This window comes from Paenibacillus oryzisoli (genome assembly GCF_001653565.1).
In the GTDB taxonomy this organism is placed as follows: Bacteria; Bacillota; Bacilli; order Paenibacillales; family NBRC-103111; genus Paenibacillus_E; species Paenibacillus_E oryzisoli.
Genome location: NZ_LYPB01000092.1, coordinates 18,221 through 42,379, shown reverse-complemented (window position 1 = coordinate 42,379; position 24,159 = coordinate 18,221). Strand labels below are relative to the sequence as shown.

Annotated in this window: 21 protein-coding genes and 1 other annotated feature; of the genes, 14 read left to right on the top strand and 7 right to left on the bottom strand. The window is 43.7% G+C overall.

The annotated features are described in order from the left end of the window. The 4 genes from A8708_RS31540 to A8708_RS31525 all read left to right on the top strand — a co-directional run bounded on the left by A8708_RS31540 (position 1) and on the right by A8708_RS31525 (position 3,057). The gene (locus tag A8708_RS31540; protein ID WP_068670530.1) at positions 1–543 is read left to right on the top strand and encodes a type 1 glutamine amidotransferase domain-containing protein; all 543 of its coding nucleotides are present in this window, start codon (positions 1–3) and stop codon (positions 541–543) included. Between the two features lie 125 nt (positions 544–668). After that, positions 669–1,076: a hypothetical protein gene (locus A8708_RS31535; protein WP_068670528.1), complete on the top strand. Its 408-nt coding sequence runs from the start codon at positions 669–671 to the stop codon at positions 1,074–1,076. 180 nt (positions 1,077–1,256) lie between these two features. Next, the gene (gene ccpA, locus A8708_RS31530; RefSeq protein WP_068670526.1) at positions 1,257–2,264 is read left to right on the top strand and encodes a catabolite control protein A; all 1,008 of its coding nucleotides are present in this window, start codon (positions 1,257–1,259) and stop codon (positions 2,262–2,264) included. A gap of 91 nt (positions 2,265–2,355) precedes the next feature. Continuing rightward, on the top strand, positions 2,356–3,057 hold the full coding sequence (locus tag A8708_RS31525; protein WP_068670524.1) for a 5'-methylthioadenosine/adenosylhomocysteine nucleosidase: 702 nt from the start codon (positions 2,356–2,358) through the stop codon (positions 3,055–3,057). A gap of 133 nt (positions 3,058–3,190) precedes the next feature. Here the strand turns inward: A8708_RS31525 and A8708_RS31520 are convergent, their stop codons facing one another. Further along, complete coding sequence (locus A8708_RS31520) at positions 3,191–4,378, bottom strand: acetoin utilization protein AcuC (RefSeq protein WP_420848643.1); 1,188 nt, start codon at positions 4,376–4,378, stop codon at positions 3,191–3,193. Between the two features lie 76 nt (positions 4,379–4,454). Beyond that, positions 4,455–5,093, bottom strand: a complete 639-nt coding sequence (locus tag A8708_RS31515; protein WP_068670522.1) for a GNAT family N-acetyltransferase — start codon at positions 5,091–5,093, stop codon at positions 4,455–4,457. Positions 5,094–5,361: 268 nt separating this feature from the next. Here A8708_RS31515 and acsA point away from each other — a divergent pair, with 268 nt between their 5' ends. Continuing rightward, positions 5,362–7,086, top strand: coding sequence for an acetate--CoA ligase (acsA, locus tag A8708_RS31510; RefSeq protein ID WP_068670520.1), 1,725 nt, complete (start codon positions 5,362–5,364; stop codon positions 7,084–7,086). A 110-nt stretch (positions 7,087–7,196) separates the two neighbouring features. Here acsA and A8708_RS31505 read toward each other — a convergent pair whose 3' ends face one another. Then, entirely contained in the window at positions 7,197–10,376 is a 3,180-nt protein-coding gene (locus tag A8708_RS31505; RefSeq protein ID WP_068670518.1) for a transglycosylase domain-containing protein, read from the bottom strand. A gap of 126 nt (positions 10,377–10,502) precedes the next feature. After that, positions 10,503–10,779 (top strand) — a binding site (T-box leader). Positions 10,780–10,831: 52 nt separating this feature from the next. Between A8708_RS31505 and tyrS the strand changes: the two genes are divergently transcribed. Continuing rightward, the gene (tyrS, locus tag A8708_RS31500; RefSeq protein ID WP_068670516.1) at positions 10,832–12,091 is read left to right on the top strand and encodes a tyrosine--tRNA ligase; all 1,260 of its coding nucleotides are present in this window, start codon (positions 10,832–10,834) and stop codon (positions 12,089–12,091) included. Positions 12,092–12,144: 53 nt separating this feature from the next. Here the strand turns inward: tyrS and rpsD are convergent, their stop codons facing one another. Then, complete coding sequence (gene rpsD / locus A8708_RS31495; RefSeq protein WP_056612460.1) at positions 12,145–12,744, bottom strand: 30S ribosomal protein S4; 600 nt, start codon at positions 12,742–12,744, stop codon at positions 12,145–12,147. Between the two features lie 353 nt (positions 12,745–13,097). On the opposite strand from rpsD, the gene A8708_RS31490 reads away from it, so the two are divergent. From A8708_RS31490 to A8708_RS31475, 4 genes are all read left to right on the top strand, one after another. Further along, complete coding sequence (locus A8708_RS31490) at positions 13,098–15,083, top strand: sensor domain-containing diguanylate cyclase (RefSeq protein ID WP_068670514.1); 1,986 nt, start codon at positions 13,098–13,100, stop codon at positions 15,081–15,083. A 204-nt stretch (positions 15,084–15,287) separates the two neighbouring features. Continuing rightward, complete coding sequence (locus A8708_RS31485; protein ID WP_082927935.1) at positions 15,288–15,971, top strand: TVP38/TMEM64 family protein; 684 nt, start codon at positions 15,288–15,290, stop codon at positions 15,969–15,971. 116 nt (positions 15,972–16,087) lie between these two features. Then, entirely contained in the window at positions 16,088–16,336 is a 249-nt protein-coding gene (locus tag A8708_RS31480; RefSeq protein ID WP_068670512.1) for an HPr family phosphocarrier protein, read from the top strand. A gap of 123 nt (positions 16,337–16,459) precedes the next feature. Continuing rightward, the gene (locus tag A8708_RS31475; protein ID WP_056612445.1) at positions 16,460–16,747 is read left to right on the top strand and encodes an Fpa/YlaN family protein; all 288 of its coding nucleotides are present in this window, start codon (positions 16,460–16,462) and stop codon (positions 16,745–16,747) included. Between the two features lie 37 nt (positions 16,748–16,784). Here A8708_RS31475 and cax read toward each other — a convergent pair whose 3' ends face one another. Then, the gene (gene cax, locus A8708_RS31470) at positions 16,785–17,831 is read right to left on the bottom strand and encodes a calcium/proton exchanger (protein WP_068670510.1); all 1,047 of its coding nucleotides are present in this window, start codon (positions 17,829–17,831) and stop codon (positions 16,785–16,787) included. A 160-nt stretch (positions 17,832–17,991) separates the two neighbouring features. On the opposite strand from cax, the gene A8708_RS31465 reads away from it, so the two are divergent. Continuing rightward, a complete protein-coding gene (locus A8708_RS31465; RefSeq protein WP_068670508.1) occupies positions 17,992–18,369 on the top strand; it encodes an Asp23/Gls24 family envelope stress response protein in 378 nt (125 codons plus the stop codon). A gap of 32 nt (positions 18,370–18,401) precedes the next feature. On the opposite strand, the gene ftsW is transcribed toward A8708_RS31465, so the two are convergent. Both ftsW and A8708_RS31455 read right to left on the bottom strand, forming a co-directional pair. Then, entirely contained in the window at positions 18,402–19,580 is a 1,179-nt protein-coding gene (gene ftsW, locus A8708_RS31460; protein WP_068670506.1) for a putative lipid II flippase FtsW, read from the bottom strand. Between the two features lie 13 nt (positions 19,581–19,593). Next, positions 19,594–19,941, bottom strand: a complete 348-nt coding sequence (locus A8708_RS31455) for a YugN family protein (RefSeq protein ID WP_068670504.1) — start codon at positions 19,939–19,941, stop codon at positions 19,594–19,596. Between the two features lie 205 nt (positions 19,942–20,146). Between A8708_RS31455 and A8708_RS31450 the strand changes: the two genes are divergently transcribed. The 3 genes from A8708_RS31450 (at position 20,147) to A8708_RS31440 (ending at position 24,075) form a co-directional block, all read left to right on the top strand. Next, positions 20,147–21,316: a M20 family metallopeptidase gene (locus A8708_RS31450; RefSeq protein ID WP_068670501.1), complete on the top strand. Its 1,170-nt coding sequence runs from the start codon at positions 20,147–20,149 to the stop codon at positions 21,314–21,316. 67 nt (positions 21,317–21,383) lie between these two features. Further along, positions 21,384–21,833, top strand: coding sequence for a CBS domain-containing protein (locus A8708_RS31445; RefSeq protein ID WP_082927934.1), 450 nt, complete (start codon positions 21,384–21,386; stop codon positions 21,831–21,833). Positions 21,834–21,969: 136 nt separating this feature from the next. Continuing rightward, complete coding sequence (locus A8708_RS31440; protein ID WP_068670497.1) at positions 21,970–24,075, top strand: PAS domain-containing sensor histidine kinase; 2,106 nt, start codon at positions 21,970–21,972, stop codon at positions 24,073–24,075. Positions 24,076–24,159: the final 84 nt, after the last annotated feature.

Sequence of the window (24,159 nt, the reverse complement as noted above, 5' to 3'; positions counted from 1 at the left end):
ATGGAATTAGCTGGCTTAAAGGTGCTTGCCTTTGTTGATGAAGAATTTGAAGATTTGGAAATGTGGTATCCTGTCTATCGATTACGCGAAGCAGGTGCGATTGTAGACATCGTTGGACCTAAAGCGAAAACAGTCTATCATGGCAAATATGGTGTACCCATCACGACGGATTACGCGTTTGATGAAGTGAAATCTTCGGATTACGTAGGTCTTTATGTACCTGGTGGATGGGCTCCTGACAAACTTCGTCGTTATGCGGACGTGCTTAGACTCACACAGGAGTTTCATGCTGATGTGAAGCCTATTGCACAAATTTGTCATGCTGGCTGGGTTTTAATTTCTGCCAAAATTGTTCAAGGCTACACGATGACCTCCACGCCAGGCATTCGTGATGATATCGAAAACGCTGGTGCCATTTGGCTGGATGAAGAAGTGGTCGTGGATCGCAATCTTATTTCAGGGCGTAGACCACCAGATCTTCCGGCATTTTCCAAGCGATTTGTGGATGAATTGATCTCTTATAGCAAACAACAGGTAAAGTAACACTTCGCTTCCAAAGGTGGCAAAAACTACTATGTATAGATCAGAAGGAAATCTGATGACATCGTAGAATAACTTAGTACAAGCAACTATTGTACATGCCGCCAGGAAGTAGAAGGAGTGTTAGAATGCAAAAGTATTGTAAGTGCGGACGCACGATGAACCTTCGTCTGCGCACGGTTATTTATCAAAGTAAAGTAGATATTGAGAATGTACCTATTTATTCCTGTGAGGCCTGTGGACGAAGTGAGGTCGTACCTCATGTAAAGCCTGAACTTACCGGTCTGATCGGTAAACTAGGCAGCAAGCCAGAGAAGCAGCAATTATTCTTCCATGAAGTTTCGGAAGTTGCCTTCCTGCTATTAAAAGTAACAGAAAAAGAGCGTATGAATGATTCTATGGAGCAAATTGTTGAGGAACGAATCAATGAGCTGTTGGACATCTTATTGCTAGCGCAATCGCTGGGAGATGAGCCATGGGCGGAGGAAGTCCGTAAACGATTATCCCAAATCACACAAAGCGCAATTTCAACCTAAAAATGGGCTGCCAATCTCGATTAGAGGTTGGCTTTTATTCTATTTGTGACCCTTTTGAAAATAAAATGAAAATTATTTTCAAAGCATTTTCATTTTGCATTGCAAGATGGATTAATTTGTCGTATCATAACGATAATATACTAGGTTCGCAGAATACTTGTGAAAATGGAGAGAGCAACCGTGACCGTAACCATTTATGATGTAGCGAGAGAAGCAGGCGTTTCCATGGCAACCGTATCTCGGGTCGTTAATAATAACCCGAACGTAAAGCCGCAAACACGTAAGAAAGTTTTTGAAGCCATTGAACGATTGGGTTACCGTCCAAATGCAGTAGCAAGAGGATTAGCAAGTAAAAAGACGACAACGGTTGGCGTTGTTATTCCCGATATATCCAATTCTATTTTTGCTGAAGTAGCGCGTGGAATTGAGGATATTGCGAATATGTACCATTACAATATTATTTTGTGTAATGCGGACAAGAAGAAAGAGAAAGAAATTCGTGTAATCAACACATTGCTTGAGAAACAAGTAGACGGGTTGCTCTTCATGGGTGGTGTTGTAACGGAAGAACACATTCAGGCTTTCCGTACATCATCCGTTCCTGTTGTCCTATGTGGGACGAAGGATGAGAACCAAGCGATGGCATCTGTTGATATTGATCATGAAGCCGCTGCATTCGATGCAGTGAACGTACTTATTGCAGCAGGGCATCGCGATATTGCTATGATTTCTGGAACCCTGCAGGATCCTGCCAATGGATTTGCTAGATATCAAGGATACAAACGTGCGCTTGAAACGGCTGGTATTCCAGTACGAGATGAGTATGTACGGATTGGTAACTACCGTTATGAGTCAAGTGTAGATGCAGTTAACTACTTCTTGGAACTTTCTCCTAGACCGTCCGCCATTTTCTCGGCAACGGATGAAATGGCAATTGGTGCCATTCATACGATTCAAGACAATGGGCTTCGTGTTCCTGAAGATATTGCCGTCATCTCTGTGGATAACATTCGCATGGCTTCTATGGTGAGACCGACATTAACGACTGTGGCCCAACCGATGTATGATATCGGAGCCGTGTCGATGCGTCTTCTAACGAAGTTGATGAATAAAGAATCAACAGAAAACATGCAAGTTATTTTGCCGCATGAAATCATTAACCGTCAGTCGGTCAAAGCTCAAGCTTAAATGAAAAATAAACCTCTAATCGTTTCCTTCACTCGTGGAAGAGATGCGATAGAGGTTTTCTCATGTAGGAAGAAGAGAGAGGGATACTACGATGTCTTGGAATAAAATCGCATTAATTGGCGCTATGAATGAAGAAATTGAGCTGCTCGTGTCTCACATGACAGATATCAATGAAACGGTAAAAGCAGGTATCACATTCCGAGAGGGTACATATTTCGGTAAAGATGTAGTTGTATGTCGTACGGGCGTGGGTAAAGTGAACGCTGCAGTTACTACGCAAATTCTGATTGATCAGTTCGGTGTAGAAGCTGTGATCTTCACGGGTGTAGCAGGGGCATTAGATCCTGAGTTGCAAATTGGTGATTTAGTTATCTCAACGGAATGTGTACAGCATGATATGGACGTAACGGCACTTGGATTTCCGCGCGGCGTAATTCCTTATGCCGACAATTCTGTATATACGGCTAATCCCAAGCTGGTAGCATTAGCTGTAGCTTCTGGAGAGAAATTGTTTGCAGGGAAAGTGAAGCAGGGGAGAGTACTATCCGGTGACCAATTCATTGCAAGTCGTGAAGTGGTTGCAAGTCTGTATCATGAGTTGAACGGTGTCTGCGTGGAGATGGAAGGATCTTCTGTTGCACAAGTATGTGCGATGAACGGTGTACCTTACGTAGTCTTGCGCTCCATGTCCGATAAAGCAGATGGGTCTGCGCATGTGAATTTCGCGGAATTCACAGTCATTGCTTCGGAGAATTCCTATAAAATGGTTGAAGACATGGTGAAGTCACTGTAACGATTAGCCGTCGAATACTGGTAAAGTGAATAATAAATCCAAGCTTAACGATTCATGAATAAAGCTCAGAGCATCGCCGATTTGGCATGACCTGAGCTTTTTGTTCAACTATCAAATAAGCACAATCGCAGCGCTATTTCAAATACATCATCGCCAGTTCCTTGGTCTGGCGATTCTTCTCTGTGATCACCTGGCGCCTCGGAATCGGCGCCCAAGCTTCGACCGGGTCGAGCCACGTCTCCACAAGTGGGACGGGGCTCTTGCCCTGCCAGGCGTCCAGCCACGCCTGGGGCAGCCTCAGCTGGGGCTCCGCCTCCAGCTGGCTCAGGGTCGCCTGCTCGCTCATCACGAGCCAGAGCAGGCTCCAAGCCCGCGGTACGACACGCCAGATGTCGTACCCGCCGCCCCCGAGCGCGACCCACCGACCTTCGCACCACTGGTGCGCAAGTCGATGGATGAGCTCGGGCATGGCTTTGTACACGCGCATGGAGCAATGCACATGCGCGAGCGGGTCGAACGCATGGGCGTCGCACCCATGCTGCGAGATAATGATGTCCGGCTGGAAGCGGGCGATCAGCTCGGTTAACACCTCGCTGAAACACTCCAGCCACGAATCATCCTCGGTGTAGGGCTCCACCGGGATGTTCACATTCGTTCCGAACGCGTCGCCTTCTCCGCGTTCGTTCACAGCCCCAGTGCCGGGGAATAAATATTTCCCCGTCTCATGAATGGACAACGTGCCGACCTGCGGGTCGGCGTAGAAACTCCACTGCACGCCATCGCCGTGGTGCACGTCCGTGTCGATGTAGAGCACCTTAGCGCCATACTTCTCTTTGGCGTAGGCGATTGCCGCAGATGCGTCATTGTAGACACAGAAACCCGCACCCTTGCTCTGCAGGGCGTGGTGAAGGCCGCCGCCTAAATGCAAGGCATGAGGCGCTTGTCCGGACATCACGAGGTCAACGGCATGGATAGAGCCGCCTACGACCTTGGCAGTGATGTCATGCATCTCTGGGAAGTAAGGCGTATCGTCTGTGTCGAGTCCAAAGCGGGTAGCTTCACGGACCCAATGCTCGTCAGGATCAGTTGCGCTTAGTGCTTTCACTGCCTCGATGTATGGAGCTGAATGCACCCGCAAAAGTTCTGCATCAGTCGCTGATCGAGATGTAACGATCTTACTGTCTGGGAGTGCCCCAGTTTTGCGAAGTAGATCAACTGTCATTACAAGTCGATCCTGATTGAAGGGATGTGTCTCATTAAATTTATAATGAATTTCTTGATCGTCATAGATAAATACAGGCTGCTTATACGTCATGTTCATTTCCAAATTCCCCCGAATTGGCTAACAATATCGTTTGAAAATCTGCTACTAACTGCATCTCATGCATCTTATAGAGCTAATACATAAAGCGCTGCTGAAAACGCACGCGATCAAACTGCTCGACTGATGAGAGGGGGACTTGTTTCCCAATCCTCACCATCAGACAGTTGGCGGGATGTGAGCAAATCTCTGGATCATCAGTTGCAAACCAGATCATGTCGACGCTCTTCATGAGCTTCTCCATCATTTGGCGGTATTCCCAAACGGTTAATTTGCTCGTTTCCAAATCCCAATGCCAATAATATTCCGTTGTGAAGCAAATGACATTTTCCATTTGATCTTTTTCAAATGCCAGCTGTATCATCTTTTTGCCTAAACCCATCGATCTGTAATCATCAGCAACCTCGATGGCGCCGAGTTCGATTAAATCCTTCATATTTCCTTGTGACCATCGTTCGATTTCATCAGCATAATGGAAAGTGACGTAACCAACAATCGTGGATCCATCCCTTGCAAGAATGATTCTTCCTTCAGGTAATCCAGCAATTTCGATGAGCGCTTCGAGTTGCTCTTGGGGTCTGCGGAAGGCATCGAGTCTCGCATGCATCGTGAGTTGCTGCAAGTTGTCTGGTGAAACGGGGCCCTCAATTATAATTTCTGGGAGATCGGGAGCCCTGCGCAAGCTTTGTGAGTGATAGATTTTGATATGCTGCATAACCTTGGCTCTCCTTCTAAAGAACAACATGATGGGCATTTCCTTTGCGAAAAATATAAGAATGGATAGGTTTCTTCTAAATCAGTCGGTTATTTTTAGTTTCATAGTAATTTTATACCAAACTTTAGCCCGAAACCATAGCGAAACTTAAACGTAGGCGAAATATTCTGAGTGTGTTATAATAGAACATGTCAAAAATCGATCACATTTTGCTCGAATTCATCAGTAAAGTGAAAGCGGTTTATCTCGTGAGGAGGGTTTTACGTTTATGGATCAATTCAATAATGAACTCATTAAATCAGTATCCCTTAATCCTAACATGGCAAATTACGAAGAAACACATGCGTCATTTGATTGGAAAGACATCGAGAAAAACTTTTCTTGGTACGAAACAGGCAAAGTGAATATGGCTTATGAAGCCATTGACCGCCATGGAGAAGGCGCGAAGAAGGACAAAATCGCTCTATACTACAGTGACAGCACGCGTGATGAAGCGATTACATTTGGACAAATGAAAGAAAGATCCAATCAATTCGGTAATGTGCTTAGAAATTTAGGCATTGGCAAAGGTGAGAGAGTTTTCATTTTCATGCCGCGGACGCCTGAATTGTATTATTCTTTACTTGGATCGCTCAAAGTAGGCGCGGTTGTCGGACCGCTTTTTGAAGCGTTCATGGAAACGGCAGTTCGAGATCGTTTGGCAGATAGTGAAGCGGTTGCAATTATCACAACGCCTAGCCAATTATCACGAGTGCCGTACAGCGAACTTCCGCACTTGAAGCATGTGATTCTTGTTGGGGAGAACATCGAGCTTGGTGAAGGACAAGTTGATTATCATAAAGAAATGGCGAACGCATCTACAGAACTTGAGATTGAATGGTTGGACCGTGAAGATGGATTGATTATTCATTATACATCCGGGTCAACAGGGAAACCGAAAGGTGTATTCCACGTTCAAAATGCGATGTTGCAGCATTATTATACGGGACAAATTGTCCTTGACTTAAAAGAAGATGACATCTACTGGTGTACGGCCGATCCAGGTTGGGTAACGGGGACTTCCTACGGGATCTTCGCTCCATGGTTGAATGGTGCGACGAATGTGATTCGCGGAGGACGGTTTAGTCCACAGGATTGGTATAATACCCTTGAGAAATATAAAGTTACGGTTTGGTACAGTGCTCCTACCGCATTCCGTATGTTAATGGGAGCAGGGGATGATGTATCTGCAAGCTATGATTTGTCAGCTCTTCGTCATGTACTGAGTGTTGGTGAGCCATTGAATCCAGAAGTTGTCAGATGGGGAATGAAGGTCTACAATCAACGTATTCACGATACATGGTGGATGACAGAAACAGGCGGTCAGTTGATCTGTAATTATCCTTCCATGACGATTAAACCAGGTTCCATGGGACGTCCAATTCCGGGTGTCGATGCTGCTATTATTGATGATGCAGGTAACGTTCTACCTCCGAATCGGATGGGTAACCTTGCGATCAAAACGCCTTGGCCATCCATGATGCGTAAAATTTGGAACAATCCATCTAAGTATGAAGAGTACTTCCGTTTGACAGGTTGGTATGTTTCCGGAGATTCTGCTTATCAAGATGAAGATGGTTATTTCTGGTTCCAAGGTCGCGTGGATGATGTGATTAACACAGCAGGAGAGCGCGTTGGTCCATTTGAAGTAGAAAGTAAGCTTGTTGAGCATCCAGCTGTTGCTGAAGCTGGGGTTATTGGTAAACCAGACCCTATGCGGGGAGAAATCATCAAAGCGTTTATCGCGTTACGTGAGGGCTTTGTAGCTTCAGATGAACTGAAAGCTGAAATTTCCAAGTTCGTCAAAGAAGGTCTTTCTGCGCATGCGGCACCACGCGAGATTGAATTCAAGGACAAGCTGCCCAAAACGCGCAGTGGCAAGATCATGCGCCGCGTGCTTAAAGCATGGGAGCTTAACCTTCCGACTGGTGATTTATCGACAATTGAAGATTAATATAGGTTCATCCCAAGCTTTCCTCGTACCCTCAGTGGTGCAGAGAAAGCTTTTTTGTTACGTAAATAAAAGAAGAACCTGACAACCGCCAGGTTCCTCTTCTAGTACTTTTATTTATTATAAGCGATGGTAGCAGAGAATTTAGACTCTCCAGCATCATTGATGGCTGTTACTTTATAAAAGCCATTAAATGCGGCCGCATAGTAATGGAATTCAGTTCCATTTTCTACGGTGCCTAGCTTCGTATATGTGCCTTTCTCTTTATCACTAAAGTAGACGACATACTGTTTGACTTTGTCTTTGGCATCATTCGCTTTCCATGTTAGGACAAGTGAAGCTTCTTCAGCCTTTGCTTTGATTCCAGTAGGGGCAGATGGAGCATCTTTGGAAACTGGTTTGCCTGTTGGAGCACCAGTACTAGTACTGGCTCCAGCCCCAGTTCCAGTACCAGTACTTGTGCCGCTATTCGTTGTTCCTGGCGATGGACTGGTAAGATCTTTCAAGGGATTGCCATTGCTATCGACACCAGGGAGTATTAACGCATCTAGGGAGCTTCCATCCGTATAGGAGGACCTACTTGGTGTGGATTCTTTGCCAGTTACATCAACAGCTGTGACATAGTAGCCTGTAATTGCAGCGGTTTGTAATTGATCAACAAACTTTGCTTCGGCGCCTGCCATCACGACTTTTCCTCCCATGAGCTGGAACTTGCCTTGATTATCCGAACGGTAAATGCGATAACCTACGATATCTGCATCCGTGTTCGGTTGGAAAGTAATTGTCGCCGTATCACCTGATTTGACTGTTACGACGTTCAGTGGTGCTGGAGGTGCTTTCCCATCATCAACCCTTGGGTCGACTTCGGAAGGAGCATCTACGTCATAATCAGTTGGTTTATAGAAATCGATAGGTTTTCTGCTTTTCTCTGGAAGCTTTTGCATTGCATCTTGGATTTCTTTGAGCAATTGCGTGATTGATTTTTGACGTTTAATCACTACTTTTTCAGTTACGAAATCAGCAGGTGTTGTCTCTTGAGCTACATAATTGAGCCCATTTAACGAGCTGATTTTCATTTTTACCATGACATTATCGGTTGCTGTAGGTAAAAACTTTTTGTTGAAAATATCGGTCACCAGATGTTCCGAGCTTGTCGTTAGTTCGCTTGGAAGCATGCCGGATAAGCTGGAGACGGTGGATGAAACAATACCTTCTGGCTTAGCGAATGTTTTGTTCGGGAACAGATTTGGTTTTTGCTCAATGGTTTTATTCAAGATGAGCGCCCAGATATCTTTGGCATGATTGGTTTGCCCTGTTTTGGAAGACAGTTTATTAATTGGTTGATCATAACCGATCCACACACCAACTGTAACATCAGGGGTAAAGCCCATGAACCAAGCATCTGCATCGTCCTGTGTCGAACCTGTTTTTCCAGAGATCTCAATTTTGCCATAGGATTTGAATTTTTTCATAAGATCAGTAGCGGTCCCTTGGCTAGCATTGCTAATGACGGTTTTCATCATATCCGTAATGAGGTAAGCCGTTTGCGGTGAGTACACCGTAGTGGGTTTCTGTTCATGCGCATAGATGATTTTGCCATTGGAATCTTTAATTTCACGAATTAAGTACGGTGCATTGAACACGCCTTTATTCGGAATAGATGCATAAGCACCTGCTAATTCTTTCACCGACGTTCCGCGACTCAAACCACCTATAACACCAGTTTGGGCGACATTGTCTTCTTTGGTAAGAGACGTAATCCCTAGTTTCTTAGCGAAATCCCATGCTTGCGTAATGCCCACTTTATTGAGGAATATATCGATAGCTGGGATATTATAGGATTGATTTAATGCTCTTCGCGCCGTCATGAGTCCATGGAACTTATGATCCCAGTTCTCTGGCAGATGGAAGCCTTTAACGCCATCTTTGAGAATGATTGGGATATCATCTACGATGGTCGCTGGCTGCAAGACCCCTTTTTCGAGTGCAGGGATGTAAGCAGCAATTGGCTTCATTGTAGATCCAGGCTGTCTGAAAGCTTGTGTAGCATGATTCAGCTGCTCATCGAAGAAGTCGCGGCCTTCAATCATACCTTGGATCGCGCCCGTTTTGGAATCAATCATGATGGCGCCAACTTGCTCAATGCCACCTTTTTTCTCATCCGTAGGTGCGAAATTCTTTTCATTGCTAGAAATCTCGTGCATGGAATCATAAATGGTTTTATCAATTGTGGTGTAAATTTGATAACCGCCGCGTAATAGTTGTGTATGTATGTTCTTGAGTGCTTCATTGTAAGCCGCTTGATTGGTTTTGGGATCAAGCTCGGGATGTTGAATCTTCAATAAAATCTCAGATGCTTCCTGCTCGGTCTCAATCATGAGATAAGGGTAAGTTGTATACGCCTTTTGGGCAGCTGCTGGCATGGAAGCTTTGAGATCGAATTTCAAGGCATCTTGATATTGATCATTGGTAATTTTGTTTTCTTCCATCATCCGCTTTAATACCAACTGCTGGCGCGTTACCGCTTTTTTGAATCCATCCTCATCGAAAGTTGGCTTACTTGTAAAAGCCGAATATTGTGAGGGGGATTGAGGTAATCCGGCTAAATACGCAGCTTGTGCTATATTCAATTTGGCTAAATCATCAATATTGAATAGACCTTTGGCAGCGGCTTTAATGCCGTATAAATTATAACCAGTTGCCCCATTGCCGTATGGGATTTTATTAAGGTAAGCAAGTAAAATTTCATCCTTCGACATAATGCGTTCCATCCGAAGTGCAAGCAGCAATTCTCTTGCTTTACGTCCGTCATCGCGATCTAATGTGAGGAAGACACGTCTAGCTAGCTGTTGCGTAATGGTACTTCCACCGGTTTGCACATCTTCATTCAGAAGCTTCTGTGTGACTGCACGGTAGAGGCCACGGAAATCAATGCCGCGATGGTTGTAGAAATCCTTGTCCTCAATGGCGAGAACCGCGTCTAACAAGTTCTGTGGGATATCTTCAAGTAGGGCAAGTCGTCGATCTTCTTCGGTCCGTAATTGTCCAATCACAGCATCGTCATTGAAGTAAGCGAATCCTGTGATGGCATTCTCTTGCATTTGTTGTCGAATCGCATCTTCGCTGCGGATAGGATCTTTCTTGACAAGAGCACTTACATATCCGAAAGCGGCGGATCCACCTAGCAGTCCAGCCAAAAACACACAAATAATGGCCCATTTTAATGAAATTCCAATTACTTTAAATGTCGTTCTAACCCAGGGACGATTCCATTTTGCAAAAAAATTGCGCATAAGTTCCAATATCCTCCTTACATGACCCCTAATAGTATACCATAATTGCACCTTTTGCGGTAATGCTGATGGAGAAAGGATCCGTTCTAGGTTTGACAACCATCAGAAGCCTGTGTTATAACAAATACACATGCGTTGATGGATCAGCAGTAGGTAGCTTGTGGATGCTTTCAGAGAGCCGGTGGATGGTGCGAACCGGTACCTGCAGGTTAGTGAATTACGGTCTTGAGCAGTAAATGGGAACCTGCAGGAATGTGCCTGCACAAGTAGTATTTACCGATTAAACCTCGTTATCGGTTCTTGAGTGAAAATAGCATGCCGTGCCTATAGCTTTTCTTATAGATGTACGTAACAGCTGTTTTAATTAGGGTGGTACCGCGAGTCAAGTCTTCTCGTCCCTTTGGGATAAGAAGGCTTTTTTGTTTTTTCATTTCATAATAAAAGGATGGTTGCACATGAGTATTCTGAAGGATTTGGAGTTTCGCGGTTTGCTGCATCAAATTACGGATAGAGAAGGTTTAGACAAGAAGCTGAGTGAAGAGCGCGTTGTCCTGTACTGCGGCTTTGATCCGACAGCGGATAGCTTGCATATCGGTAGTTTGCTTCCTATTTTAACCTTGAGAAGATTCCAACTTGCTGGACATATCCCTTTGGCTTTGGTAGGCGGTGGAACGGGGCTTATTGGAGATCCGAGTGGTAAGGCTAATGAACGTACTCTGAACGGGCCAGAGGTTGTTGAAGCGTGGTCGCAAAGCATAAAAAACCAGCTCTCTCGTTTTCTTGATTTCTCGACTGACATTGAGAATAGTGCTGAGTTAGTGAACAATTATGATTGGTTAGGCTCCTTAAATGTGATTGAATTTCTGCGCGATGTAGGTAAAAACTTTACTGTGAATTACATGTTGGCTAAGGATTCTGTTGATTCACGTATTACCAAAGGGATTTCATTTACCGAGTTCAGCTACATGATTCTTCAATCCTATGATTTTTTGAAATTAAATGAAACGAAGAACTGCTCCGTTCAAATTGGTGGAAGTGATCAATGGGGGAATATTACGGCTGGGCTTGAGCTTATTGGTAAATCAACGGATAGCCGCGCTTTCGGAGTGACGTTGCCGCTTGTTACGAAGAGCGATGGACAGAAGTTTGGGAAAACAGAAGGCGGAGCCATCTGGTTGGATGCGAACAAGACATCACCGTACCAGTTCTATCAATTCTGGTTGGGAACAGCGGATAATGATGTCATCCGATTCTTGAAATATTTCACATTCGAATCCCAAGAAGAAATTGAACGACTGGAAGCTGAAGTGGCAGCGCAACCTGGGAAGAGAGAAGCTCAAAAAGTATTGGCTCGCGAAGTTACGAAGCTTGTTCATGGGGGAGAGGCACTGGAGAGTGCGCTTAATATCACTTCTGCCTTGTTCAGTGGGGATATTCAGTCTCTATCACGTGTTGAAATCGAAGAAGCGTTCAAAGATGTACCTTCAACAACACTAGAGCAAGATGACGTCGCGTTGATTGACCTGCTCATTTCTGTAGGTGCTTCACCATCTAAGCGTCAGTCTCGACAAGACATTGAAAGTGGAGCAGTCACGGTTAATGGTGTGAAGGTGACGGATCTCGAAGCGACGACGAAACAATTGGGTCGATTAGGTGATTCCTACCTCATTATTCGCCGCGGTAAGAAAAACTATTTCCTCGTAAAGTTTGAATAAAGCTGCGCAACCAAATAACCCCCTTAGGGAAATCCCTAAGGGGGTTGCTTTTATTAACGGCTGTAGAACTCGACGATTTGTTTCTCGTCAATTTCTTGTGGAAGCTCGGAACGTTCTGGTAAACGGATGTATTTACCTTCTACGCTTGCGTCGTTAAACTCAAGGTAAGTTGGAAGGTAGTTGCGGTTAGCAAGAGCTTCTTTCACAGTGGAAAGGCCTTTGCTTCTTTCGCGAAGTGAAATCACATCACCAGTGGAAACGATGTAAGAAGCGATATCAACTTTTTTGCCGTTCACAGTTACGTGACCGTGAGCAACGAGTTGACGAGCACCTGCACGGGAGTTGGAAAGACCAAGACGGTAAACCAAGTTGTCTAGGCGGCTTTCAAGCAATACCATGAAGTTTTCACCGGCAATACCTTTAAGCTTGGAAGCTTTGTCGAACAAGTTGCGGAATTGTTTTTCGTTCAAACCGTACATGTGACGAAGTTTTTGCTTCTCGTTCAATTGTACACCGTAACCGCTCATTTTTTTGCGTTGTCCTGGGCCATGTTGACCTGGAGGGAATGGGCGCTTCAAGTCTTTACCGTTACCACTTAGGGAAATACCAACACGGCGGCTTAATTTAAATTTAGGTCCTGTATAACGTGACATTTAGGGAAAACTCCTTCTCATGACAATTAGTTTAGTAAATAGCATCTAGATGTCAGGGTGAAGACAAGTGCCCGATTTTGCTAACGAATCATCATATGTGATTCCCTGTCAAGAGTAGTCAGCCGCTGTCTTGGCAGGAGCAAAAGCAGTGAGGGTGATCACAAATGGCATTCACCGAAATCATGGTGTTACTCGACTTCTAATTTTATTAAAAACCGGGGCATGTGTCAAGTCTCTCATCTGCAGAATACGAGGAAAATATCGTGCAATAGAAGTGAAAAAATAGTATGATAAGAGAAAGTGATTTTTAAATTGGTACTTGAGGACTATTGTTAGAGAGTGAAGGAGAGCCTATGAGTGAACTTCGCAGTATACAAAAGCATAGTCGCGCAGAGCACTTTGACGTGTTTCTTCGGCAAGGTTTTATACTTTCTGGCAACTTTTCTTATGATGGTTTGCAGTCAAACCCGAACCTATATCAAGTTTTTGAAAATTGGAATCAGCAGTTCGGTCCGTACATGCTGCCCTCGCAAACTGCACTGTTATGTGTCAATGAGCACCTGTGTGTAATTGACTCTTGTTCAAATGACGCGCCTTCAATAGGCCATTATCTGCAACCTGGGATCTCTTGGAAAATTGCGGATCAAGGAGATAATCCGTTTGTTCGCTGTGAAAGTGCAGCTCAGTTACAATTGATGACTGGTGAAGACTGGCATGTGCGAGAACTGCAAACGTATTTAAGTGCTGTTACTCCTGTTTTGGATAACCACGGCAAAGTGCATTTTTATTTGGGTCTTTTTACCCAATCTCGCATAAATATGGAAAATCTAGCGCAATTGCTGTATAGTCTTGCGCTTACTTTTCAGAGCTCCATTCATAATGTGGAAGAACGTCGGAAGTACGATCGCTTAAATAACCTTCATCATTTGAAGGAAATGGAGTCTAAGAAGCATGTCATTCTATTTGAAGCATCCAAGAAACTCCTTGCTAAGATTGATGTTCATTCCGTTTTAACAGAAGTTATTGATTGTTTGGGGCGTGTATACCCGAATACTCGTGTTGATTTACTTCTTTCACAAGATAATGATTCTACGAATTTGTCTGTTAAGCCTTTGAATTTCCAACGAACAGAGTCAGATATTCGTACCCGCGCTTTTATGGAAGGTCAGGTTATTTTTGAACCAACCATAAAGGGGAGTGCTTCAAGTACAGGCAACATCGCGGCGCCATTATCAGGGAAACAAGGTGTATACGGTGTACTGTACATGGAGTTTACCGATGAACGGATTGATGCGTCGGATTTACAATTCATTTCGCTGCTGGCGGACTCAGCGGGTACAGCTTTTGAGAATGCGAAACTATATGAGCAATCGAATCTAATGATTAACGAATTGCGTCTCATTAATGAAATTACCAAACAGCTTAATCAAAGTTTACGTCTCCATGAAATTTTCAATTCGGCTTCGAGTGAATTTTTGAGTATTTTTGGTGCGGATTATAGCTGTATTCTTCAAAACTCCAAAGATAGTAATCAACTTATTGTTCAAGCTACGAATTTACCTGCCATGTTTCAAGAGACCTTTACGCTGGATCAAGGTTTCTCTGGTCTGATTTATTCGTCCAAAGAACCGATTATTATTTCTGATTATTGGAGTAATGATAAAGTCAATTCTAGCCTCATGCAGCGAACGAACTCTCGTTCACTGATTGGTTCGCCTATCCTTGTAAACGGTAACGTAGAAGGGGTAATTCTCATCGTTCATCGTTTGCCTAACTACTTCTCATATGACAACTATAAGCTCTTGCAAGTGCTCTCAAGTCATATTGGACTAGCCATGACGAACGCATCTTTGCACGCAGAAGTGAAGAGAATGGTAATTACGGATAATTTAACTGGTCTTTATGCTCGACATTATTTAGATGAACAAGTGAATTTGATGCAAAAGAAAGACTTCTGCGGATCTCTTATTGTCGTTGATATTGATAACTTCAAAAAGGTGAATGACACCTATGGTCATCAAATTGGTGATAAAATTCTCATTCATGTCAGTCAGATCATCAAGTCCAGTATTAGGGAGTTGGATATCGCGGCTAGATGGGGTGGGGAAGAACTTGCAGTCTATTTGCCTCAAGTTTCTAAAGATCAGGCGATTCGGATTGCTGAGCGCATACGTAGGCGTGTAATGGAAGAGACACAGCCTCAAGTTACTGTCTCTTGCGGTGTATCGGACTGGAATTGGGAAGAGGATAAGATTAGTGTAGAGTCGCTCTTCTATCGAGCAGATATGGCTCTATATCAGGCCAAAAATAACGGTCGTAATCAAATCCAAATTGGTTAACGTATGGTGGTGCTTGTCTTCGGACAGGCACTATTTCTTTTGTTGATTCAAGTAGGTGCAGTGGCGGGTACATTTGTATATAACCAATGAAAAGTCGTTCTCATTACAGTGAACATTGCAGGAGGATGACGATCATTTGTTTGCTCTTCCTGAACCTGTTGTAACATGTTACAATGATTTGGTCTAAGGGAGGATGGTCGAATTTTGTCGGCATTTAAACGTAAACGTACAGGACTGCTTATTTGTATTTTTATTGTGCTTATTGGTTTGGTGTATTTCTTCTTCTTTAATCCTGTAGGCATTAAGCTTGCACATAGTAATATGCGGCAATTGTCTGGACATTTAAGAGACATTGGCTGGCCTGGTAAAATAATTGGAATGAGTTTGATTTTCTTCCAAACATTCTTTCCATTTATTCCGTTCGTACTTGTAGCGGGTACTAACGTTGCGATTTTCGGAATCAAAATGGGGTTTCTCGTGAACTATGTGATGTCGTGCTTAGGAGCTGTTGCTTCCTTTTACTTTGCACGATATTATGGACATGCTTGGGTAGAAAAGAAGCTGGAGCGGTTTCCGATTGTTATACAGTTCAGTAAGCGAATGGAAAGGCATGGCTTTTTGTATGTGTTAATCGGACGTTTGATTCCGATACTGCCTTCTTCTGCCGTTAACTTTTCCGCAGGCTTAACTCGTATGAGATTTCGGCATTTCTTGTGGGGGACATTACTCGGGAAACTTCCTATTGTATTCATGGAGTCAATGATCGCGCACGATTTATTTCATTTTCAGAGGTATAAGGGAAGATTGCTCTTATTGCTGGGAATATTAGTATTGTTAGTATTCGTAGGAAATAGCGTGAAGAGGGCACTAACCCCGAAGACGAAATAAAGGGCTTACATGGAGAAAGCAGGAAATTTTGTAGTTGCTTTCCCTTCCTATTCCAAGTTATCATAGAGGAAGCAAGACGACCAACTCATTACGCGACTATAATGGAGGAATGAAATATGCCAAGTGCCAATAATGCAGCAATTGTTGAGATTTCCCAAACAGCTAATAAATTCAGATCTTCTATCGTTCTTCAATATGACAATAAGTATATCGATGTAAAAAGTATTCTTGGCTTGTTTACGACTCTGCTTAGCTCCAGCAACTATGATTTGCACGTTCATGGTCCGGATGCTGATGAAGCGAAAACGGCTATGGCTGAAGTATTTGCGAAGCATAATCTAGGCGTTAACGTCGTTCAAGACTAGTTTTGAATAGAGAGAAGGTATTCTCAGAATCTCTGAGGGTACCTTCTCTTGTATATTACGGCAATTTCGCTTAATATAGATCATATAAGGACGGATGACTTTGCGTATAGGGGGAAGTTGGGAATGTCTTCATCTGATTTATTGCTGGATATGAATCAAAAGGCGCTTAATCTTCTTCAAGAAGATGCAGATAAAATCGAAAAGCTGATCGAAGTTCAGATGGAAAACTTGACGACACGTCAATGTCCACTTTACGAAGAGGTATTAGATACGCAAATGTACGGACTTTCGAGAGAAATTGATTTTGCCATTCGAGCGGGACTCATCTCCGAATTACCTGGTAAACAAATTCTCAATAAGCTTGAACGTAATCTTGCGCAGCTGTATGAAGCGTTGAACAATAAAAAGTAACCCCGAGGGGTTACTTTTTTTGTTGGCATGTGGGCTCTTAAACTAAGTAGAATACGACTCCGAGGATGATATAGACGAACAAGAGAAGCAAGCCTTCGTACCAGTTCGTGGATCCATCTTGGGTAATGGATTTGGTAATGAAGACCGCGACGCCGATGGCTGCAATCTCATAGGTGGTGAAGACAATGTTCATTGGTGTACCACTGATGAAGAAGCTGAGAAGGATTAGCACTGGCGCGACGAATAGGGCGATCTGTAAGGAGCTTCCGACCGCAATTTCCACGGCTGCGCCCATTTTATTTTTCATGGCCATCATGACCGCGGCACTATGTTCTGCAGCATTTCCGATAATAGCAATGAGGAATGCACCGACAAATAGATCAGATAAGCCAAATTTGCTTTTAACTTCCTCAATAGTTCCTACTAACCATTCACTTGTAAAGGCCACCATGGCAGTCGCAACGATGAGGAATATAATTGAGGTGCCTTTGGACCATGCGGCCTCACCATGTTCAATGGCTTCATCCGAGAGCACACTTTTGTGAGTAACCATCGAGAAGAACAGCCAGAGCAGGTAAGCTACGATGAGAACAATCGCTACAATCATACTCATGGATGATGTTTCGTCAGTCGTTAATCCGCCGGAAAATATTGCAGGAATGAAGAGTGCAACAACACCCAGAATCATCAGTGAAGAATTATGGGACGCCAACTTCACGTTAAAGGATTGTTCTTTGAACTTTAATCCGCCTGCGAATAGGCTGAGTCCAAGTACGAGTAACAAGTTTCCGATGATGGCACCAGTTAGACTCGCTTTGACGACTTCGAACAACCCATCTTTTACTAAGAAGAACGCAATAATGAGCTCAGCCGCATTACCAAAGGTTGCATTGAGAAAACCACCCATACGGTCTCCTGCATAATGTGCAACGCTTTCTGTTGCTTTTCCTAAGAAACCAGCCACGAAAACGATGGCAATACAAGCGATTACGAATTGCAATGTTGTATTCTGGTGCGTATAGTGTGCGATGCCGGCTGCTATGAATGAGACTAACAAGCCTATGTAGAACAATTTTCCTTTCAATGGGAACCCTCCGAATCTAATATAATGGAAATTTTTACTTCTTTTAATATACCTACTTTGCGTAGCAATGTAAATTAAAATGGATACATGCAGGCAGTTCTTGCTTTAAGCTTTTGTTCTTATTACAATAGATTTATACCAAGTTTAGGGAGTGATCCGTATGTCCGAAGACAATCAAACTGGCTTAATTCGAATTTCTGATGACGTAGTATCGACAATTGCAGGGCTTGCAGCCTTGGAAACGGCAGGCATCGCGGGCATGTCAGGTGGTATCTCAGAAGGCTTAGCTAAGCGTCTAAGTGGTAAGAATGTGCAACGTGGCGTTTCTGTTGAGGTGGGACAAGTTGAAGCTGCGATCGACTTACGAGTGATCGTTAAATATGGCTCCAGAATTCAGGATGTTTGCAGAGATCTCCAAGAGAATGTTCGGGAAGCCGTTGAAAATATGACTGGGTTAACTGTGGTGGAAGTCAATGTGAAGGTAGAAGGCGTCGCATTTACCGAAGAAGAGATAGAAGATCAGCTTCGAGTTAAATAATACTCACCAAAAAAGACCCTATCGACGTTATATTATGTCGATAAGGGTCTCTTTTTATGGTTTTTTTGCGTTTTATGCGATGCTGGTAATTCTTTGAAGGATTGTTCACGAGAAATCCCGAGAATAACCCCCATACTGATGAGAGAAACCATCATAGAAGAGCCGCCTGCTGAAATGAAGGGAAGTGTTACACCTGTAAGGGGAATGGTATTGGTAACGCCGCCGATATTAATAAAGGCTTGTATGGCGAACATGACCATGATACCGACCCCGGATAACATCCCAAACATGTCAGGGCAACGAACTGCAATGAGAATCCCTCGCCAAATGAAGATCAAATACATGAGAAGGAAGAGAGAGCTGCCAATAAACCCGAGCTCCTCGCCTATTATTGCAAAGATGAAATCGTTATGTGCTTCCGGTAGATAGTGAAGTTTCTGAATACCTTGTCCGAATCCAGCGCCAGTCAGTCCGCCATGTCCGAATGCATACAGGGATTGCACAACCTGTAAACCTGAACCTTGCGGATCGGCAAATGGATCCATAAAGGAAGTTATGCGATTGAGCCTAAAGTTAGAGTCAGTGTCGCCTAATAACAAATACAAGAGAATGGCAATACCAAGAAAAATCGTAAGAATAGTTCCAAGATAAAAAATATGCTTAAGGTTAGAACCACCAACCATGATGACAACGGCAGAGCACGCTAAGAGAATCATACAGGAACCGAAGTCAGGCTGCAGGAGGATCAAACCGCACACGAAGCCTACAATCAAGATAGCAGGGAGTAATCCCTTACGAAAACTTCTGAATTTCTCTTCTTTATTGCTAATCAGCGAGGCTAAGTATAGAACAACAATTAATTTGGCAAACTCCGTTGGTTGTATCCCATATCTGCCAAGCGAGTACCAACTGCTCGCCCCATTCGCTTTACTCGTAAAGACGACGAAGATTAAGCCGAGTACAACGAAGAAGAAAGCAGGGATAACGAGCTTCTTTAACTTCGTGTAATGGATATTCATGCAAAATAACATGCCAATTGTACCGATCCCGACAGCAACGATCTGCTTTCTCGTAAAGAACCACGGGTCGTCCCAGCGATAGGCACTTGTCATTGAGCTTGCGCTGAACACCATAACTAAACCAAAACAGACCAACACAAAGGTTAATAAGAGCAGCAGAAAATCCGGCGTTCCTCTTCGAGGGGGATTCATGCTGATTCCTCGCCTAGTCTGCTAATAATTGTTGCAGTTGGTCTAATTTTTGTTTGGAAATTTTCAATACGTTCTCTGGGATTGGAGAATTGTAGTCCAAGCCATGCGGGAACGTTTCTTTGCCTATGTAAGCTTCCTCTAAAAACAATACGGCATAGGGAGATTCCAGCTTGCCTGTTTCTACTCGTGCATTTACACGCAAGAAGTAAACAGCTTTGCTTGCTTTATCTTCCATTTTAAAATCGTAAGTAGCACGGGTATATTCCCACTGCCAACGAACGAAACCAAGTTTAGTTGTTACTTCGTCCAAGTGAGCCAAATCGCTTTTTAGGCCTTTTAAGCCTGTTGCTTCAATAATCAATTTTAACGCCTCCATATTGTACGTATGCATTCTTTTCTCATGATAGTATGTTTCTAAAGGTTCTGCAAGTCGATTGCCATCAGTAAATTCTAATATTTGATGGCACTTTAAAGATGAAACCGTGATTGATATTTGATAGAATAGGTTTCAAGAGATCATTTTAGATATATAGTTGGTGATCACGCCTTAGGAGGTGGATGTACTTATGAATCATTTTCATGAAGATCTCCAAGCCATTTACGAAGAAATGGTAGGTTGGAGACGTTATTTACATCAGCATCCTGAGCTATCCTACCATGAATATCAGACCGCAGAATTTGTAGCGAAGCACCTGCTGAGCTGGGATATTGAAGTGCGTACTGGCGTAGGCGGTAATGGTGTTGTTGGTCTGCTTCGCGGGGCGGGCGAGGGCCCGACGGTTGCTCTGCGTGCAGACATGGATGCTCTACCCATTCAGGATGAGAAGAACTGTGACTATACATCTACGAAGTCAGGGATTATGCATGCCTGTGGACATGATGCACACACATCAACACTGCTCGGGATTGCCAAGGTTGCAAGCATGCATCGGACAGAACTTAGAGGGAATTTGGTCTTTCTATTCCAGCATGCTGAAGAAATTTCACCAGGCGGCGCGGACTCGATGATCCAAGACGGCGCGCTGGATGGCGTTGATGCTGTATTCGGTGTTCACTTATGGACTCCGTTCCCAGTTGGCCATGTTTACACACGATCTGGGGCTTTCATGGCCGCGCCAGATGAATTTACTATTCGTGTCCAAGGAAAAGGTGGACACGGCGGTTTGCCTCACCAAACGATTGATAGTGTGTACGTTGCCTCTCAATTGGTTGTTAACTTACAATCGATTGTGAGCCGTCAAGTTGATCCGGTCGAGCCGTGTGTGGTTAGTGTAGGCTCTTTCCATGGTGGTACTAGTTTCAATGTAATTGCTGAAACGAGTGTACTTAACGGTACGGTACGTACCTTCAATCCAGAATTAAGACAAGAAGTGCAAACACGCATGGAGAGGATCGTACAGGCTACCTGTGATATGTCACAAGCGACTTACGAACTGGAGTATAAGCTGGGCTATCCGACCGTAATTAATGATGAGAATGAAGCAACTCGTTTCTTCCGAGTAGCCGCGTCGCTGTTTGGTGAAGAGGCTGTACATGAATCCCCTCTTATTATGGCCGGAGAAGACTTTTCCTATTATTTGCAAAAGAAGCCAGGATGCTTTATGTTCGTAGGTGCTGGTAATGTTGAATCGGGCATCGTTTATCCACATCATCATCCGAAATTCGATATAGATGAAAGATCGATGCTGAACGCAGCGAATTTGCTCCTGTCTATGGCCTTGGATTATATGGCATGAATGCCCTCCGTGATTTGGTGAATGCTAATGTAGCAATTATTTGTTGCCTAACATGACACCAAGGAGGATGATGAAGTTGTCAGATAAACTAGTGAAGGATATCATGAGCAAAGACTGCGTGACGGTTACCTTACTGGATAATGTGTACGAGATTGCTTTGAAAATGAAGCAACACGATATTGGATTTGTCGGGGTTCTGGACGGTGATACCTTCATAGGAGGTGTGACGGATCGGGACCTCGTTATTCGAGGCTATGCAGAGAAGCATTCGGGGTCAACGGCTGTAGAAACCGTCATGACGAAGGGGATGACTACCGTGAATCCTACTACGACTGTGGATGAAGCTGCTAAGATTATGGCACAGCACCAGATTAGGCGCTTGCCTGTCACAGATAACGGCAAACTTGTTGGTATTGTAGCAATCGGCGATTTGGCTGTTAGAGGGAGTTACGAAGATGAGGCTGGCGAAGCCTTAAGTCAAATTTCGAAAGAACGAACACTTGTTGGAAGTCATTAATTAACGCCGTTCCAATGTAAAAAGCAACTTTTCCCACATGTGAGGGGAGGTTGCTTTTTTTGTTTCTTCTCTTTACGAGTGCATCCGAGTGAGCGATAATAGTAACGAAATAGTGAAGGGGGTCCGTATAAAAAAGATGAACACGTTTGAAGAAGACGCTTCCATGGGATTTATCATTCTAGATTCAAACTGGCATTTTATATACGTAAACGACTACGGTGCAAGAATTTTAAATAGATCACCTGAAGAGCTTATTGGTTTAATGGCGTGGGCTGAGTTTCCCACAGCTATTCGGCAGGCTTCCTATAGTCATTTTCATCAAGCTCGGCAAAGTGGCCATGAAACATCATTCAAAGAGTATGTAAAGCCATCCCATCAGTGGATACATGTTAATGCCTTTCCGGTCGGTGAGAACTTACATATTATACTTCGTAAAACAGAGATGCTTGAGAATCATTTGGACATGGAAAAGAATCTCTATCAGAATTATACCAATTATGTTCAAGATCTCATTACGTTAACATCCAAGGATGGCATTCTGCTTTTTGTTTCAGCATCAATAAAAAACCTTCTTGGGTATGAACTGGAGGATATGTACGGTTCTAGTGTATTGGCTTTTTGTCACCCAGAAGATATCGATGGACTGAAGAAAATTTTCATCCATGACAAAGAGTATGCTGAGAGTGATCAAGGCACAGTCAGCTGTCGTTTCCTTCACAAGAACGGTTGGTATGTATGGTTGGAAAATAACTTCAAGTGGCTGTCGGATGAACACGGTAAACGTACCCAGAGTTTGGGGATTTGGCGGGATATTTCCGAACGCAAGGTCGTTGAAGAACGATTCGTTCAGGCACAACGTTTAGGTCAATTCGGCAGTTTTGAACGATATTTGGATGAGGATTCAATTGCTTGGTCGGTCGAGATGTTTCGGATATACGGGCTTGAACCTGCTTTAAGAATTGATTTGTGTAAAGCCGTTGAACCTATCTTAGAAGATGACCGAGAGAAGGTATCTCTCGCGATTCAGCAGGCAATGCGGGATGGAATGTCAGATATAGAATACAAAATTATACGGCAAGATGGCGATATCCGCCATTTACGTTCTCAGATCGAGCGAGTGGTTCTACATGGGGGACGAATGGCTGTACGTGGATTGGTTCATGATATTACCATTCACAAACGAATTGAACATGAATTAATCCAAAGTAAAGCTACATTGGAAATTGCGCAAGAAATCGCAGGATTAGGCCATTATGAGTGGGATACCATTCTTAACATGGTGTACATCTCCGATGAATTGAACGCATTGTTTGGTTGTAAAAATGATGTGAAGCAGATGCCTATCGAGGACCTTCTTGAGAGTATTCACCCCGATGACCAGTCGAAATCGAAAGCGGCTATCAAAAATGCGCTTCAACATGGCTCATTAGATCTCGTCTATCGAACTGTAATAAGAGGCGAAACAAGATTCTTGCATACCCTAGCAAGAACCACGTATGACGAGTGGGGAAGAGCACTATGTTTATTCGGGACGGTTCAAGACATTACGATTCAAAAGCAGACAGAGGAGCTGCTACGGAAAACGGAGAAATTACATGTTGCTGGCCAATTGGCAGCTGGTATTGCACATGAAATTCGCAATCCGCTGACAGCGCTGAAGGGCTTTGTGAAACTCATGTGCCATGCGAACGAAGTGAGTAAGCTCCGCTATTATCACATCATGCAAGAAGAGTTTAATCGGATTGAGCTGATTCTAGGCGAGCTTCTAATTCTAGCGAAGCCACAAGCTATTGCTTACATGCCGCACGATCCATTAACAATACTTGATGAAGTCATTCAATTATTAAATACAGAAGCCATCATGAATAACGTAGAGATTATACGGATTGCCAATACGATTCTTCCGTCGGTCAATTGCGAGCGAAATCAAGTAAAGCAAGTTTTTGTCAATGTGATCAAAAATGCGATTGAAGCGATGCCAACTGGAGGCATACTGACTATAACTGCTCAAAACCAAGCTAACGGCATCAACTTGCAGTTTGTGGATCAAGGCCAAGGTATTTCAGAGGATAGACTGCCTCGGATCGGTGAACCCTTTTACACGACGAAGGAAAAAGGGACTGGGCTTGGTATGATGGTGAGTTTTACGATTATTGAAGAGCACCACGGTATGATCCATTATCAAAGTAAGCTTGGCGTGGGAACGACGGTAACTATTCAATTACCTGCAACTGCACAGTAAACTTGCTCTCAATCGTGTGTAACTGTCAAAGTTCGCAATAAGGTAGTCAATCTGCGACAAGATGCTCTCCCTTAAATATGCTAA

Bases quoted from the DNA above. Each gene is read 5' to 3' on its own strand.
- A8708_RS31540 (WP_068670530.1), top strand. From the start codon at position 1: ATGGAATTAGCTGGCTTAAAGGTGCTTGCCTTTGTTGATGAAGAATTT.
- A8708_RS31535 (WP_068670528.1), top strand. From the start codon at position 669: ATGCAAAAGTATTGTAAGTGCGGACGCACGATGAACCTTCGTCTGCGC.
- A8708_RS31525 (WP_068670524.1), top strand. From the start codon at position 2,356: ATGTCTTGGAATAAAATCGCATTAATTGGCGCTATGAATGAAGAAATT.
- A8708_RS31520 (WP_420848643.1), bottom strand. From the start codon at position 4,378: ATGAACATGACGTATAAGCAGCCTGTATTTATCTATGACGATCAAGAA.
- A8708_RS31515 (WP_068670522.1), bottom strand. From the start codon at position 5,093: ATGCAGCATATCAAAATCTATCACTCACAAAGCTTGCGCAGGGCTCCC.
- acsA (WP_068670520.1), top strand. From the start codon at position 5,362: ATGGATCAATTCAATAATGAACTCATTAAATCAGTATCCCTTAATCCT.
- A8708_RS31505 (WP_068670518.1), bottom strand. From the start codon at position 10,376: ATGCGCAATTTTTTTGCAAAATGGAATCGTCCCTGGGTTAGAACGACA.
- tyrS (WP_068670516.1), top strand. From the start codon at position 10,832: ATGAGTATTCTGAAGGATTTGGAGTTTCGCGGTTTGCTGCATCAAATT.
- rpsD (WP_056612460.1), bottom strand. From the start codon at position 12,744: ATGTCACGTTATACAGGACCTAAATTTAAATTAAGCCGCCGTGTTGGT.
- A8708_RS31490 (WP_068670514.1), top strand. From the start codon at position 13,098: ATGAGTGAACTTCGCAGTATACAAAAGCATAGTCGCGCAGAGCACTTT.
- A8708_RS31480 (WP_068670512.1), top strand. From the start codon at position 16,088: ATGCCAAGTGCCAATAATGCAGCAATTGTTGAGATTTCCCAAACAGCT.
- A8708_RS31475 (WP_056612445.1), top strand. From the start codon at position 16,460: ATGTCTTCATCTGATTTATTGCTGGATATGAATCAAAAGGCGCTTAAT.
- A8708_RS31465 (WP_068670508.1), top strand. From the start codon at position 17,992: ATGTCCGAAGACAATCAAACTGGCTTAATTCGAATTTCTGATGACGTA.
- ftsW (WP_068670506.1), bottom strand. From the start codon at position 19,580: ATGAATCCCCCTCGAAGAGGAACGCCGGATTTTCTGCTGCTCTTATTA.
- A8708_RS31450 (WP_068670501.1), top strand. From the start codon at position 20,147: ATGAATCATTTTCATGAAGATCTCCAAGCCATTTACGAAGAAATGGTA.
- A8708_RS31445 (WP_082927934.1), top strand. From the start codon at position 21,384: ATGATGAAGTTGTCAGATAAACTAGTGAAGGATATCATGAGCAAAGAC.
- A8708_RS31440 (WP_068670497.1), top strand. From the start codon at position 21,970: ATGAACACGTTTGAAGAAGACGCTTCCATGGGATTTATCATTCTAGAT.